Here is a 15,512-nt window from a genome sequence, read left to right as displayed (position 1 = left end):
CGAACCAAGTCTCCGTAGCCTCTCCCGCATGCGGGAGAGGGCGGGGCGACTCCGTTACCCCAGCGCTCGCCCATTCCGCCCGGCCAGATCGACGATGTAATGCCACGCGACGCGCCCCGAGCGCGCGCCACGCCGCGTGGCAAAACCGACAGCATCCATCGGATCGAACGGCAATGCATACGCCTGCGCATAGCTCGCGACGATCGCCAAATACCCTTCCTGGTCGACCACGTGAAAACCAAGGCTCAGCCCGAAGCGATCGGCGAGGGCCAGCGCGTCGTCGGCGGCATCGCGCGGGTTCACCGCATTCGGCTGGTCGATCATCTCGCGCGGGACGAGATGGCGGCGGTTCGAGGTGACGACGAGCCGGGCATTGGCCGGCCGCGCTTCCGCCCCGCCATCGAGCATCGAGCGCAAGGCGCGCCCGTCGGCGGCGGCGTCGAATCCGAGATCGTCGATGAACAGCAGGAACGCACGGGGGCACTCGGCGATCAGGGCGAACAACGCGGGCAGCGTGTCGAGCTGCGCCGTCACGATCTCGACCAGCGCCAGCGCGCCGCCCTCGGCCTGCACCGCGCCGGTCACCGCCTTGACCAGCGCGGACTTGCCGGTACCGCGCGCGCCCCACAGCAGCACGTCGTGCGCTGCGGCCTTGACCGCCAGATGGCGCGCATTGTCGAGCATCGCGCGGCGCTGCGCATCGACGCCGTGAAGCCGTTCCAGCGGCAAGGGACGGAAGTCGCGCACCGGTTCCAGCACTGTGCCACGCCACACATAAGCCGGGTGCGCGAGCGGATCGGCGCTTGCGGGCAGTGGCGGTGCAAGGCGTTCGAGCGCGGCGGCGATGCGGGCGAGGGGGTCGGTGCTGGGCTCGGTCATGCCGCGCCTGCTACACTGCGGGCGGCGGCTTCGCTAGTTGAGCCAGCGCGTCGCCTCTGCATGGCATACCCGCGGCCGCGATCGCGCGGCTAGCCGAGCACTTTCAGCGCCGCGAGCGCCGCGGCACGATCCTCGAAGCTCGGATCGGCAAGCGCCGCGCGGATCTGCGTCTTGGCCTCGGCATTGCGATCGAGATCGGCATAGGCCTGGCCAAGGTGCCAGCGCAGTTCCGACTTCTCGGGTGCGATCGACGCGGCTTTTTCGAGCAGTTGCAAAGCCAGCGCGCTCTTGCCCTGCTGGTACAGCGCCCAGCCATAGGCATCGGTCGTCGCCGGGTTCATCGGCGCGAGCGCATAGGCGGCCTTGCCGAACACGCCGCCCGTCACCGCATCGCCTTCGCCGGTATAGGCATAGGACAGTTCGGCGAGCAAAGCCGCGTCGCGATTGCCGATCCGCTGCCGCAAGCTTTCGAGCGTCTCGATCGCCGCGTCCCAATCGCCGCCGGCGATCTGCCAATGCGCGGTGAGGCGCTGGCCCGCGATGTTCTGCGGGTTTTGCGACACGAACAAGGCGAGGACATTCGCGGCCTCGGCGCGGCGGCCCGCGCGGTCGAGCGCATCGACCGTGCGCAGCATCGTCGGTTCGTCGAAGCGGATGTCGATCGCGTGGCGATAGGCATTGGCGGCGTCGCCTGCGCGGTTCATCGCCATCAGCGTGTCGCCAAGCGCGAGATAAGCGCTGGGCGCGCCCGGTGTCAGCGCGACGAGGCTCTGCGCCTTGGCGAGCGCGGCGGCGGTATCCCCCGCTTCGAGCAGGCCGCGTACCAGCCCAAGCTGCGCGACCGGCTCGTCGGGCGCGGTGTGTGCGGCGAGGCTCAATCCGGCCAGACCGTCATCGGTGCCGAATGGCGTCGACCCGACCTGCACGGGAAGCGCCGAGCGGTCGAGATATGTCGCCGCCCAGTCGCGCTCGCCCGACTGTTCGAACGCGCGCCCGACGAGCGACAGCGTATAGCTGTCGGCATCGGCCCGGAGCGCGATCGGCTTGAGCATATCGAGCGCGCCGCGCGCATCGCCCGAGCGCAGCAGGGCGGCGCCGAGCAACCGCCGCGCGACGATGTTGGTGGGTTGCTGGCCGACGAGCAGCGTCCAGGAATCGATCGCCTGCTGGTACACGCCGGCCTTGTACGCGAGCGTCCCGTTGAGCAGCAGCGCGCCGGGCATGGCGTCGAGCTGGCCCTTGGTGCGGGCCATCAGCTGGCGTGCCAGATCGTCCTTGCCGGCGCGCGCGGCGAGCACCGCCTGGAGATAGAGCGCTTGCACGCTGCCCGGGCGCGCGGCGAGCGCCTTGCGCGTCGCGGCGAGCATGTCCTGATAGCGCCCGACCTCGCCGAGCGTCGCGGCATATTCGATCAAGGCGGGGACGTAATAGGCGTCGTGCGCGAGCGCGGCCTCGAACCACGGAAGCGCCGCGACCAGCCCATATTGCGCGCGGACGAGTTCGCCGCGCAGCGTCAGCGCCTCGACATTGTTGGCGTTCGCGGCGGTCGCGCGCTGCGCGGCGCTGATCGCGCCTGCGAGATTGCCCATCTGATACTGGATGCGGCCAAGATCGGACCAGGCGAAGCTGTCGTTCGGCGTATCGGCGAGCAGCGTGGCGAGCACGCCTTGCGCGCGCGCCGGATCGCCCCCCGCCGCCAAGGCGTGAGCGCCGACGCGAATTGCGTAGCCGGCATAGCGCGGCGGCGCCTTGCCAGCCTCGGTGAGCGCGCGGTTGGCTTGCCCCTGAAGCAGCCAGGCCTGTGCGAGCAAATGATGCGTGCGGGCCGGATCGAATCCGGCCGCACGAGCGCGCATGACTTCGCCCTCCGCGGCGATCCCGTCGCCGACCGACACGAAGCTGCGCGCGAGCATCGCATGCGCGAGCCCCGATTTCGGATCCGCCTTGATCGCGGCTTGGGCATGGTTGCGCGCGGCACTGTAGTTTCCGATTCCGAGCGCCTTCGCGCTCAGCGCGAGCTCGGTGCGGGCGGTGGTGGCATCGGCGCGCGCCGGCGCGCTGCATCCGACCGCGAGCAGGCCCGCAGCGGCTATCGTGGCGACCGATCCGAGGAGATACGGCAGGGACTTATGCATGCAGGTCATAGCTCTTCAGCAGATCATAGAGCGTCGGTCGGCTGACGCCCAACAATTTGGCAGTGTTGGAAATATTGCCCTCGGCGCGGGCCAGCGCCTGGGTGATCGTCGCGCGGTCGGCGCCTTCACGCGCTGCGCGCAGATTGAGCGGCAGCTCGTCGCGACCCTCGGCAAGATCGAGATCGGCGGCGGTCACGAGCTTGCCCTCGGCCATGATCACGGCGCGCTTCATGCGGTTCTCGAGCTCGCGGACATTGCCCGGCCATGGCCACGACGCGATCGCCGCGCGTGCGTCGGGCGCGAGGCCGGTGACCCCCGAGCGCATCGACGCGGCATAGAGTTTGAGGAAATGCTGCGCGAGCAGGGCAGCGTCGCCGCTGCGTTCGGCGAGCGCGGGGATGCGTACGACGATCTCGGCGAGGCGATAGTAGAGATCCTCGCGGAACGTGCCCGCCGCGACCATCGCGTCGACGTCCTGGTGCGTCGCGCACACGATCCGTGTGTCGACCGCGATCGCCTTGCGGCCGCCGATCCGCTCGATCGTGCGCTCCTGCAGGAAGCGTAGCAGCTTGACCTGGAGCGGCAGCGGCACGTCGCCGATTTCGTCGAGGAACAGCGTGCCGCCCTGTGCTTGTTCGATCTTGCCTTCGGTGGTCTTGACCGCGCCGGTGAACGCCCCCTTTTCGTGGCCGAACAGCTCGCTTTCGAGCAAGGTCTCGGGGATGGCGGCGCAGTTGATCGCGACGAACGCGCCCTTCGCGCGCGGGCTGGCATCGTGCAGGCCGCGCGCGAGCAGTTCCTTGCCCGTGCCGCTCGCGCCGAGCAGCATCACCGACACGTCGGCACCCGCGACGCGTTCGATCGTGCGTGTGACCTTGAGCATTTCGGGGCTCGCGGTGATCATGCCGCCGAGCCCGGTACCGCTGCTGCGCGCAGCAAGACGGCGGTTTTCGGCTTCGAGCGCGTGAACGTGGAACGCGCGCGCGACGATCAGGCCGAGCGCGTCGATGTCGATCGGCTTGGCATAGAAGTCCCACGCGCCATCGGCGATCGCCTGGCGCGCGCTGTCGCGTGCGCCGTGGCCAGATGCGACGATCACTTTGGTATCGGGCTTGAGCCGAAGGATTTCGGCAAGCGTGGCAAAGCCTTCGCTGGTGCCGTCGGGGTCTGGCGGCAGGCCGAGATCGAGCGTGACGACCGCGGGCTCCTCGGCGCGGATCGCGTCGAGCGCGGTAGTGCGATCGACCGCGGTGACGACAGAATAGCCTTCATACGCCCAGCGCAACTGGCGCTGCAGGCCGAGATCGTCCTCGACGATCAGCAATTTGGGTTTGTCGGTCATGCGGCCTGGTCCAGCGAGATCGTCCGCGCTGCAGTGAGCGTGACATGGAAAGTCGTGCCGGCGCCCTCGCGGCTTTCGACCGCGACGCTGCCGCCCATCGCCTCGGCCAGCTGCCGCGCCTCGAACGCACCGATGCCGAAGCCGCCCGGTTTGGACGACGCGAAGGGCTTGAAGAGCTGTTCGCGCAGGAACGCCGGGCTCATCCCGCAGCCTTGGTCGATCACCGCGATCGATACGCGCTTGGCATCGCCCGAAACCGCGAGCGTGACGGGTTCGGTCGGTGGGCTTGCCTCGATCGCATTCTGCAGCAGGTGGCCGAGCGCTTGCTCGAGCCGGAAGGGATCGGCGTGTGCGAATACGGGTGTGCCGCTCACCACGACCGGATGCTGGGCGCGTCGCCGCGCCGCGACCAGTTCGGCGAGCGCGAGCACCTCGACCGGGCGAAGCTCCTCGGCGCGCGTGTGATGATGCTGCGACAGCCGCGCGAGCAAATCATTCATCCGCCCCGCCGAATCCTGCAGCGTTGCGATCATGTCGGCGCGGAAGGCCGGGTTGTCGGCATGGCGCTCGGCATTGCGCGCGACGAGGCTCAACTGGCTGACGAGATTCTTGATGTCGTGCAGGATGAAGGCGAAGCGGCGGTTGAATTCGTCGAAGCGCTTGGCCTCGGCGAGCGCCGATTGCGCGCGCTCTTCCGCCAGATAGCTCGCGACCTGGCGTCCGGCGATGCGCAACAGGTCGAAATCCTCCCAGTCGAGCGCGCGGTCGATCGGCGGGCGGGCGAGAAGGATCGCGCCTTGCAGCCGGTCGAGATGGACGAGCGGCAGCAACACCCAGCCATCGCTGTCGAGCATCCAGATCGGTACGCTCGCGCTTTCCGCCGCGTCGGTCGTATCGGCGCGGACCGCATCGAGTTCGACGATCCGCCCCGTCCTTGCGAGATGCGTGACCAGCGCGGCCTCGGCGCCAGCGCTGGGCGCGTCCCAATTCCACCCGGCGCCGACGCCGAGTCCCGCGCCATCGGGCACGAGCAACAGCCCGGCGGGAGAATCGGTAAGATCGGCGACCGCCTTGACGATCCGCGCGTCGAGCGAGGCGGCATCGTCGGGCTTCCCGAGCGTGTCGGTGAAACGGATCCACTCGGCGCGATAATCGTAGCGATGCCGGAAGAAGTGTTTGGAGACCTTCACCTTGGCCCAGGCGCGCACCCATGGCGACGACAGGATCGTCACCCCGGCAGCGGTCGAACCGAAGACGAAGGCGGTCTGCCATAGCCGCGCATTGTCGCCGCTGATCGAAGCGATCGCGCTGGTCGCGACGAACATCACCGCGGCGTAGAGCAAGGTCACCGCGAACGAGACGGTCTGCCACGCGACGGTGCGCGAGACTTGCAGCGTCCACTCGCCATTGCGCTGGACCGCGACCGCGAGCACCGGCGCGACGAGCGCCATCACGAAACCGCGCCCGATCGTCAGCGCGGTCGGTGCGCCGCCGCTGATATATGCCGAAACATAGAGCAGCAAGTCGATGCCCCACATCGCCCCGAGCGCGAAGACGACCAGGCGTAACCCTGCGCGCGAGCGCGGCGTGGCGGTGGCGTAAAGGTGGTGGACCAGCAACAGCGCCACGATCGCGACCATGCTGCGCAGGAGCAAGCGCACGGCGGCGACTTGCGGAATTAGGGTAACGCCGACGGCCTGTTCGAGGATCGCGAGCCCGATCCCGGCGGCGCTGACTAGGGCGACCACGCCGTAGATGACGCCGATCGCGCGGCGCTCGCGCACCGGGAGGTCGTGCCGTACGAGCGCATGCATGAAGGCTAGCCAGGCAAGATTGCGCAGTCCTTCGGCGACGCGCGTGACGACATCGCTCGCTTCGATCCCGGCGACCGCCAGTGCCCACAAAGCGGTCAGCCCGAGCGCGCAGACCAGCGGCAAACGCGGCAGGCCCTTGCCGCGCTCGCGCAGCCGCGACGCGGCGACGCCCGCGAAGAGGAAGGCGGCGAGCGCATGGCTCCACAGGATGAGCGTGGCGGTGCCCGTCATCGCGCGCCCTCTGGCCACAACACGACGCGGACCGTCTGCAGGAGGATCAACAGATCGAGAAAGGGCGAATAGTTCTTCGCGTAATAGAGATCGTATTCGAGCTTTTGCCGGCTGTCCTCGATCGACGCACCGTACGGATAGTTGATCTGCGCCCAGCCGGTGATCCCCGGCTTCACCATGTGCCGTTCCGCGTAATAGGGCAGCTGTTGCTCGAGATCCTCGACGAATTGCGGACGCTCGGGCCGCGGGCCGACAAAGCTCATCTCGCCCTTGAGCACCGACCAGGTCTGCGGCAGTTCGTCGATCCGGAGCTTGCGGATGATGCGCCCGACGCGCGTGATCCGCGGATCGTTCTTTTCGGCCCAGACGGCTTGCCCGGCGACCTCGGCATCGATCCGCATCGAGCGCAGTTTCACGCAGTCGAAGCCGACATTGTAAAGCCCGACGCGGCGCTGCCGATAAAACGCCGGCCCCTTGCTCTCGAGCTTGATCGCGATCGCCGTGAGCAGGATCAGCGGGAGCGTGAGCGTGAGCAGGATAAGGCTCGCGGTGACGTCGAACACGCGCTTGAACAGGCTCGAGAAGACACGGCCGGACGAAAAGCCGTCGGAGAAGATCAGCCAGCTCGGGTTGACGCTTTGCAAGTCGACTCGGCCGGTTTCGCGTTCGAGGAAGGTCGAGATTTCATTGACGTGGACGCCGGTGGTCTTAATCCGCAGCAGGTCCTTGAGCGGCAAGGCGTTGCGGCGTTCCTCGAGCGCGAGCACGACTTCGCTGGCGTTGAGCAAGACGACGTGATCGGCGAGGTTATAGATCGCATCGCGCGCAATCGCCTCGGGAATGACGCGCGCGGCCTCGCTCATCGAGATATAGCCGACGACGACGAACCCCGCGCCCGGCGTCTGCGCGAGCGCCTTGAGCCGCGCTGCGCGCGCGCCGGCACCGAGCACGACGACGCGCCGCTTGAACGCCTGCCCGCCGATCAGCTTGCCGATGAGGATTCGCAGCGCGATCAGCAGCAGCGCGGCGATTCCCATCGCGTAGAACAGATTGGACCGCCAGAAGCTCGCCGACGGCAGGAGGAAGAAGACGACGCTCAGGAAGATCACGCCAAGCGAAATCGCCACGAGCAGCCGCGCCGTCGCGTAGCGCAACGACTGCAGCGCGCCCGCGCCGTACACCCCAACCGCGACCATCGCTATTTCGAGCGACGCGGCGAAGGTCAGCAGTTGCGGGATGCGCGCTTGCATCGGCGTCATCGGCATGAGCAACTGGCCCATCCGCAGCGTGTAGCCGATCTCCCCCGCCGCGATCAGCAGGACGAAGTCGATCATCCCGAGCAGCAGCACGGCGTTGGGAATATAGTGCTTGAACAACCTGATCATCAGCGGTGGACCTCGTCCGCGCCCGCGCGGGGGATGTAAGCGATTCCGACACGGGCATGCCGCTGTCGCAGAAATTGACAAAGAAAAGCTAAAAGGGCCGGATCGGGATGGAACAAGGGATTACCTTCCGCCGCGCGAGCCGCTACAGCGCCGCGACCTAGGAGGAACTTTATGCCACAGCCACAGACCATTGTCCCTGTAATCCTATCGGGCGGGTCGGGCACGCGACTGTGGCCGATGTCCACGCCAGCCATGCCCAAGCAGATGCTGGCGCTGACCTCCGACGAAACGATGCTCCAGCTTACCGCCCGTCGCGCCCAGGGCGCGCGGTTCAGGGCGCCGATCGTCGTCGCCAATGCCAAGCATGCAGCGATGGTGGAAGAGCAACTCGAAGCAGCGTCCGCCACGGCCGATGCGCTTATCCTCGAGCCGATCGGGCGCAATACCGCACCGGCGATCGCTTTGGCAGCGATCGCGGCGGGGTCGGGGGACGCCGCGCTGTTGATCATGCCGTCGGATCACGTGATCCTCGACGTGCCGGCGTTTCATGCCGCGATCGAAGCTGCGTTGCCACTGGTCCAGCAGGGCTGGCTTGTCACCTTCGGGATCGATCCGCATGCGCCCGAGACGGGCTACGGCTATATCCATATGGGCGAGAAACTGGCGACCGGCGTCCATCGCGTCGCAAAGTTTGTCGAAAAGCCGCCGCGCGACGCGGCGGAGGCGATGCTTGCCGCGGGCGACCATGCCTGGAACGGTGGTATTTTCCTGTTCCGCGCCGATTCGTATCTCGAAGCGTTGGCGCAGCATGATCCCGAGACGCTCACCGCGTGCAAGGCATCGATGGAAAACGCGCGCCACGAGGGCAAGCGGATCTATCCCGAGGCCGAAGCTTTTGCTGCTTCGCCCGCAGAGTCGATCGATTACGCGGTGATGGAAAAGGCCGAGCGCGTTGCCGTCGTGCCGGTGAAGATGGGCTGGAGCGATCTCGGCAGCTGGGACGCGCTGCAGGACATCAGCGAGCGCGACGCTGCGGGCAATTCGCATCAAGGCGAAGTGATCGCGATCGACACGACCAATTGCCTGGTGCGCAGCGATGGTGTCCGGATCGCCATGGTCGGGGTCGACAATCTGATCGTCGTTGCCAGCGGCAATGACATCTTGATCCTGCCAAGCGGTCGGAGCCAGGAGGTCAAGGCGCTGATCGAGGCGATGAAGAAGAAGTAAGGCGGGGCAGGGGGTAAGCGACGATGACGGGCCTGACGATTCACGCCTATAGCGACGCGCTTGCCCCCGCCTTCCACGACATCAACGCGCAGTGGATCGGCGCGATGTATCGGCTCGAGCAGACCGATCGCGATGTGCTCGAACATCCGTTCGAGCGGATTATCGCGCCGGGCGGCGATATCCTGTTCGTCGAGGCGGCGGGTCTCGGCATTGTCGGCGCGTGCGCGCTGCAGCGGACCGGGCAGGACCAATATGAGCTGACCAAGATGGGCGTGCTCGACACCGCGCGCGGGCGTGGTGCGGGGGCGTTCCTGCTCGACGCCGTCATCGCGCGCGCCACGGCGATGGGCGCGCGGCGGCTGTATCTGCTGAGCAATACCAAGAGCGCGACGGCGATCCGCCTCTACGAGAAAGCCGGCTTCCGCCATGATGCGGGAATCATGGCGGAGTTCGGCGCCCGATACGAACGCTGCAACGTCGCGATGCTGTATCCGCTCGCCGCCGCCGCTCAATAAGCGAGCTGAACGCCGATACGAAAGGTCTGGCGATAGCGCTCGTTCTCGATCAGCTGCGTCTTGACCGCCTGGTAGCGCCGCCAGGGGGAATCGAGCAGATTGCTCGCCTCGACGAACACGGTGAACCGCTTGACCGGCGAATAGCCGATCCGCGCGTCGAGCGAATTGTTCTCGTCGGTATATTGGTCGGTCGCCGCACTCGTACCGAGCGTGTCGAGATAGGCCGAGCGATAGGTGTAGGCGAGCCGTCCGGTCAGGCCGTATTTCTCGTAATAGAGCTGCGCCGTGCCGATATATTTCGACTGGAGCAGATTGCGCACCGACCCCGCCCGGCCGATCACGCCGCGCGACGATCCATCGGTATAGGTGAAATTCCCCGACACGCCGAAGCCCGACAACGCACCCGGCAGGAAGGTCAGCTGCGCCTGGAGATTGGCCTCGACGCCGTAGATCTTGGCGCTGTCGCCATTGACCGGCTGCGTGACCAGTGCGCGAGTGAAGGTCGTGCCGCCGAAGGTGCCGCCTTGCGTCGTGCCGACGGTGAAGATCGGGTCGTCGAGATGCTTGTAGAAGCCCGCTATCGAAACGATTCCCTGGCCCGCGAGATAATATTCGGCCGATAGATCGCCCGACACCGCCTTGTAGGGCTTGAGGTTGGGGTTCCCGAGCGCGACGACGCCGGCGTTGGGCGTGGTGTCGCTCACGTTCACATAGGGCGCGAGCAGATTATAATCCGGCCGGCCGATCGCGGTGGTGACGGCGGCGCGCAGCACGAGGCGGTCGGTTGCGTCGAGGCGCACGGTGAGATCGGGGAAGGCGTCGGTATAGGCGCGCGAATTCGAGACGTTGTAACCTTGGCTCACCAGCGAGGTCGCGGTGAAGGCCTTGCCCTTGTAGGTTCCGTCGGTGTGCTCGACGCGCACGCCGGGGACGATCGTCAGCTTAGCGAACGTGAACGTGCCCATGATGTAGCCGGCATAGACCTTCTCGCTGAGGTCGTAATCGTTGACCAGCGAGTTGGCGACCGACGTCGCCGCGTCCGACGCGCTCTGCGTCCGCGCGGCGGGATTGGTGACGGTGTAATAGGTCTGCGCCTGATCGTAGTTGATTCGCGGGCCGACCGGATAGCGGCCGTCATAGATCGCGCTGCCGTCGTCGCCCGCAGCCCCGGTCGCGGCGAGCGTGCTGCCGAGCGAATATTGCTGGAAGTCGCGATTGTTGGACTTGTCGGTCTGCTGGAACTTGCCGCCGAGCTTGATCGTGCTGTCGCTGCCGACGCCGATCGGGATCGTCAGGTCGGCGCGCGCCTGGTAGAGGTTTTCCGCGGCGCGACGGCGGTCGTACGTCACGCGATAGCCGTTGTAGAGCGCGCTGTTGTACGGCGTGCCATTGGCGGTGTTGACCCTGAACAGCGTGTCGGCGAGGTCGAGCGACAGGCCGGTCAGCGCGGTGCTGCCGCTACGGAACGAGAATTCCGAGCGCAGCGGGTCTTTCTTGAGCGCCTTGCTGTAGGTGCCCTCGACCTGCAGCTCCGACCCGCCGAAGCGGAACTTGCCGCCGAGCTCGCCCGAGAAGGTCGAGTCATCCTCGTTGCGCAGCCGCAGGAAGCGCGTGCCGCGGCCGCTGAAGGTGCTGCCGTTCGAGATCGCGGCATTGACCGCCTGCTGCGCTGCGGTCGGCTGCGTGGTGACGCCAGCGGCGTTGGTCGTTGCATAGGTAACCGGGATCTCGATCCGCGACTGATCGCGCGTCTCGTGGTCCTTGAAGGTCGAATAGAGCGTGCGGAGATAGACGCTGACGTCGGAGCTCGGCCGCCAGTCGAAATTGCCGACCACGCCGTAGCGGGTGCGGTTGAGATTGTAGTCGCGCAACCGGTAATCGTCGGGCAGCGCGCGGCTCGCGCCGGTCGGCGTGCCCCAGTTCGACGAGCCCTGCAGGTTCTCGGACTCGATCGGGCGGCTGGAATAGTTGCCCGAGAGCACGACGCCGAAGGTCCTGTCGGGACCGAAGCGCGTTCCCGCAGTGATATCGCCCTCATACGGGCTGCGGCTGTTGAGCGTATTGTAGCCGCTGACGATCCGCGCGTTGGCGAACGCCTTGGTGCGGTCGAAAGCGGTCAGCGTGTTGATGTCGACCTGACCCGCGATCGCATTGGCGTCGCGGTCGGGGGTGAGCGATTTGACGACGGTGACCGAGCCGATCAGCGAGGAGGGGATGTCGTCGAGCTTGACCTGGCGGCTCTCGGGCTCGGGTGCGGGGGCGGTCTGGCCGTTGACGGTGACGTTGGCGAGGTTGGGATTGACGCCCCGGATGATGACGTAGCGCCCTTCGCCCTGGTCGTTGGCGACCGAGATGCCGGGCAGGCGGCGCACCGCTTCGGCGACGTTCTGGTCGGGCAGCTTGCCGACGTCATTGGCGTTGAGCGTGTCGGAGATGGCGTTGGACGAGCGCTTGACCTGGAGTGCGCGGCGCTCGGCGGCGCGCTGTCCGGTGACGACGATCTCGCCGCCGCTCGTGTCGCCCGATGGCGGATCGAGCCGGAACTCGACGATCGTCGCGCCGTCGCTCGAGGTCGCGCTGCGCGTCACGGTCGGATAGCCGATATAGGTGAAGGTCAGCTCGACCGGACCGGGCGCGAGATCGCGGATCACGAACATGCCGTCGCGGTCGGCAACCGCGGTGCGACCCGCAGCGGAGATCGTCGCGCCCGGCAAGGCCGCGCCGGTCTGCGGATCGAGGACGCGGCCCGCTACATCGGCGGCATATGCCGGTAGCGCGGTGGAGCCGAGCAATGCGCACAGGCCTGCCTTGGACGCGAAGCTACGCGCCCGGATTTGTCCGAACATCATGATTTTCCCCCGCTCGCGGCGTTGATTGGGGATTCTCAATGTGCCCGCGTCGCCGAGGCCCTATCCGCGTCGCGTGACGGGAGCGTGACGTTTTCGCTATGTTTCGGAGAAGGCGCGAGTCGGCGACCGGTCTATGGTAGGGGAGACGCTCAAACCGAATCAGGCGGAGGACACCGATGCGTCGCACCCCCATAGTCTACGGCCTGAGCGCGCTGCTGATCGGCTCGATCGCGGCCGTGAGCGGCCATGCGCAAGAGCGCGACAGCCTCGGGCATGTCGTGACGCAGCCACTGCGCGACACGCGGATCGAGAAGACCAAGATTCCGCCTGTCCTTCAGCTCGCGGCGTCGGCGCCGTATTCCGCAGCGCATACGCAAAGCTGCGCGACGATTGCGGGCGAAGTTCGGAAGCTCGACGGTGCACTCGGCGCCGATGTCGACGTGCCGGGCAAGGCCAAGGGCGAGGGCAGCGAAATCGCGGCGGTGGCGGCGCGGACGGCGGTCAGTACGCTGATCCCGGGGCTGGGGCTCGTCCGGGTCATCACCGGGGCGGACAAGGAGCAGCGCCGCGCCGAGGCGGCGGTCTATGCCGGGCAGACACGGCGCGCGTTTCTGAAGGGGCTGGGCTATGCGCGCAAATGCGCGGCACCAGCGGCACCGACGCGTGCGGCGGTAGCGGATACGCCTAGCTCGAACTGAGCCGTCAGTCGCGCGCGAAGATTTCAGCGTGGGGAATCGTGAGGTTCAGCGAGGGTATCGTCAGGTCGTCGCCCGTCGCGAGCCAGTCGGCGGTCCAGCCGCCGGTGGGCGCGCGCTGGACGAGATGGATGCGCTCTTCCGCGGGGTCGACGAGGATCACCTCGCGCATGCCGGCAAGCGCGCAATATTCCGCAAGCTTGACCTTCTGGTCGTGTGTCGACGTGGAGGGCGACAGCACTTCGAACACCACCTGCGGATCGCCGAGCAATTTCTTGCGGGCGTTCTCGGGGGCGGCCGGGTTGTTGCAATAGACGCTGACGTCGGGGAGGCGCACCGTGCGTATGTCGGTCTGGGCGGCGAGGTCGGAGCCGTACGGGCGACAGCCTGAGCCGCGAAGGCGCGGGCCGAGCGCCATAAGAATATTGAAGGCTATCCGCGCATGCTCTTCGCTGCCGCCCGCCATCATATAGATCATGCCGTCTTCGAGCTCGGCCTTGGCGCCGCCAAAATCCATTTCGAGGAATTCCTCGACGCTGACGCGGCGATAGGCTGGGTCGAGGGCGATCGCGGGCATGACACGCAATATACGCCGAATCACCCGACAAACAAAGGGCCGGCGGATCGCTCCGTCGGCCCTTCGTCTTGGTCCAGCCGGGAGGCCGGGCGTTGGTTCCGGCACCGGCAAAGCCGGTGCTGCGTCGGACGGGATCGTCGAGCATGCTCGACGACCCACCGGCCGGAGCCACGCGAGTCCTGACATAGCTCTCGCTATGTCACGCCGCGTTGGCTCAGAAGTCCATACCGCCCATGCCGCCCATGCCGCCGCCGCCCATCGGCATTGCGGGCTTGTCTTCCGGCAGCTCGCTCACGGCCGCTTCGGTCGTGATGAGCAGGCCGGCGACCGATGCTGCGTTCTGCAGTGCGGTACGGACGACCTTGGTCGGATCGATCACGCCGGCTTCGACCAGGTTCTCGTACGTGTCGGTCGCAGCGTTGAAGCCGATCGTCGGATCGTTGCCGTCGAGCAGCTTGCCCGAGACGACTGCGCCGTCATGGCCTGCGTTGGTGGCGATCTGGCGCACCAGCGAGGTCAGCGACTTGCGGACGATGTCGATGCCGCGCGTCTGGTCTTCGTTCGCGCCGGTCAGGCCGTCGAGGACCTTGCTGGCGTAAAGGAGCGCCGTGCCGCCGCCGGGGACGATGCCTTCTTCAACGGCTGCGCGCGTTGCGTGCAGCGCGTCGTCGACGCGATCCTTGCGCTCCTTGACTTCGACTTCCGAAGAACCGCCGACCTTGATGACAGCAACGCCGCCAGCAAGCTTGGCGAGACGCTCCTGGAGCTTCTCCTTGTCGTAGTCCGACGTCGTGTTCTCGATCTGCTGACGGATCGCATCGGTGCGGCCCTTGATCGCGTCCGAGTCACCAGCACCGTCGACGATGACGGTGTTGTCCTTGTCGATCGTGACGCGCTTGGCGGTGCCGAGCATGCCGATCGTGACCGACTCGAGCTTGATGCCGAGGTCTTCCGAGATCATCTCGCCCTTGGTCAGGATCGCGATGTCCTCGAGCATCGCCTTGCGACGATCGCCGAAACCCGGTGCCTTGACCGCTGCGACCTTCAGGCCGCCGCGCAGCTTGTTGACGACGAGCGTGGCGAGTGCCTCGCCCTCGATGTCCTCGGCGATAATCAGGAGCGGACGGCCCGACTGGACGACGGCTTCCAGGATCGGGAGCATCGCCTGCAGGTTCGACAGCTTCTTCTCGTGGATCAGGATGTAGGGATCCTGAAGCTCGACCGACATCTTCTCGGGGTTGGTGATGAAGTACGGCGAGAGGTAGCCGCGGTCGAACTGCATGCCTTCGACGACGTCCAGCTCGAATTCGAGACCCTTGGCTTCCTCGACGGTGATCACGCCTTCCTTACCGACCTTCTCCATCGCTTCGGCGATCTTCTCGCCGACTTCACGATCGCCATTGGCCGAGATGATGCCGACCTGAGCGACTTCGTGCGAACCCGAAACCGGCTTCGAACGCGACTTGACGTCCTCGACGACCTTGATGACGGCGAGATCGATACCGCGCTTGAGGTCCATCGGGTTCATGCCCGCTGCGACCGACTTCATGCCCTCGCGAACGATCGCCTGAGCGAGCACCGTTGCGGTGGTCGTGCCGTCGCCGGCGATGTCGTTGGTTTTCGAGGCGACTTCGCGCAGCATCTGCGCGCCCATGTTCTCGAACTTGTCCTTGAGCTCGATTTCCTTGGCGACGGTGACGCCGTCCTTGGTGATGCGCGGTGCGCCGAAGCTCTTGTCGATCACGACGTTGCGGCCCTTTGGCCCCAGCGTGACCTTGACGGCGTCGGCGAGGATGTCGACGCCACGGAGGATGCGCTCGCGCGCGTCACGGCCGAATTTTACGTCCTTGGCTGCCATGATGA

General features: G+C 66.6%; 11 protein-coding genes. 3 read left to right on the top strand and 8 right to left on the bottom strand.

All coding sequences use genetic code 11. The annotated features are described in order from the left end of the window. Nucleotides 1-54 precede the first annotated feature (54 nt). The 5 genes from IE187_RS07815 to IE187_RS07795 all read right to left on the bottom strand — a co-directional run bounded on the left by IE187_RS07815 (nt 55) and on the right by IE187_RS07795 (nt 7,786). The gene (locus IE187_RS07815; protein ID WP_189675781.1) at nt 55-879 is read right to left on the bottom strand and encodes a DUF815 domain-containing protein; all 825 of its coding nucleotides are present in this window, start codon (nt 877-879) and stop codon (nt 55-57) included. Between the two features lie 89 nt (nt 880-968). Continuing rightward, nucleotides 969-3,014 (bottom strand): tetratricopeptide repeat protein, encoded by a 2,046-nt coding sequence (locus IE187_RS07810; protein WP_189675780.1) that lies wholly within the window; start codon nt 3,012-3,014, stop codon nt 969-971. Next, a complete protein-coding gene (gene prsR / locus IE187_RS07805) occupies nt 3,007-4,356 on the bottom strand; it encodes a PEP-CTERM-box response regulator transcription factor (RefSeq protein ID WP_133186572.1) in 1,350 nt (449 codons plus the stop codon). Before prsR ends, IE187_RS07810 begins: the two co-directional genes overlap by 8 nt. Continuing rightward, nucleotides 4,353-6,401: an XrtA/PEP-CTERM system histidine kinase PrsK gene (gene prsK, locus IE187_RS07800; RefSeq protein WP_189675779.1), complete on the bottom strand. Its 2,049-nt coding sequence runs from the start codon at nt 6,399-6,401 to the stop codon at nt 4,353-4,355. The genes prsR and prsK overlap by 4 nt, the downstream gene beginning before the upstream one ends. Continuing rightward, nucleotides 6,398-7,786, bottom strand: a complete 1,389-nt coding sequence (locus IE187_RS07795) for a TIGR03013 family XrtA/PEP-CTERM system glycosyltransferase (protein WP_189675778.1) — start codon at nt 7,784-7,786, stop codon at nt 6,398-6,400. Before IE187_RS07795 ends, prsK begins: the two co-directional genes overlap by 4 nt. Nucleotides 7,787-7,957: 171 nt before the next feature. Here IE187_RS07795 and IE187_RS07790 point away from each other — a divergent pair, with 171 nt between their 5' ends. Together IE187_RS07790 and IE187_RS07785 are read left to right on the top strand one after the other, a co-directional pair. Beyond that, the gene (locus tag IE187_RS07790) at nt 7,958-9,013 is read left to right on the top strand and encodes a mannose-1-phosphate guanylyltransferase/mannose-6-phosphate isomerase (RefSeq protein WP_189675777.1); all 1,056 of its coding nucleotides are present in this window, start codon (nt 7,958-7,960) and stop codon (nt 9,011-9,013) included. Between the two features lie 23 nt (nt 9,014-9,036). Continuing rightward, nucleotides 9,037-9,528 (top strand): GNAT family N-acetyltransferase, encoded by a 492-nt coding sequence (locus tag IE187_RS07785; RefSeq protein WP_189675776.1) that lies wholly within the window; start codon nt 9,037-9,039, stop codon nt 9,526-9,528. Here the strand turns inward: IE187_RS07785 and IE187_RS07780 are convergent. Beyond that, nucleotides 9,522-12,377 (bottom strand): TonB-dependent receptor, encoded by a 2,856-nt coding sequence (locus IE187_RS07780; RefSeq protein ID WP_229839296.1) that lies wholly within the window; start codon nt 12,375-12,377, stop codon nt 9,522-9,524. The genes IE187_RS07785 and IE187_RS07780 overlap by 7 nt on opposite strands. Nucleotides 12,378-12,553: 176 nt before the next feature. Between IE187_RS07780 and IE187_RS07775 the strand changes: the two genes are divergently transcribed. After that, a complete protein-coding gene (locus IE187_RS07775; RefSeq protein ID WP_189675775.1) occupies nt 12,554-13,075 on the top strand; it encodes a hypothetical protein in 522 nt (173 codons plus the stop codon). 4 nt (nt 13,076-13,079) lie between these two features. On the opposite strand, the gene IE187_RS07770 is transcribed toward IE187_RS07775, so the two are convergent. Beyond that, entirely contained in the window at nt 13,080-13,649 is a 570-nt protein-coding gene (locus IE187_RS07770; protein ID WP_189675774.1) for a Uma2 family endonuclease, read from the bottom strand. 214 nt (nt 13,650-13,863) lie between these two features. After that, a complete protein-coding gene (gene groL / locus IE187_RS07765; protein WP_133186586.1) occupies nt 13,864-15,507 on the bottom strand; it encodes a chaperonin GroEL in 1,644 nt (547 codons plus the stop codon). Nucleotides 15,508-15,512: the final 5 nt, after the last annotated feature.

The organism is Sphingomonas glacialis (assembly GCF_014653575.1).
Lineage (GTDB): Bacteria > Pseudomonadota > Alphaproteobacteria > Sphingomonadales > Sphingomonadaceae > Sphingomonas > Sphingomonas glacialis.
This window is presented reverse-complemented; position numbering and strand designations above follow the sequence as displayed.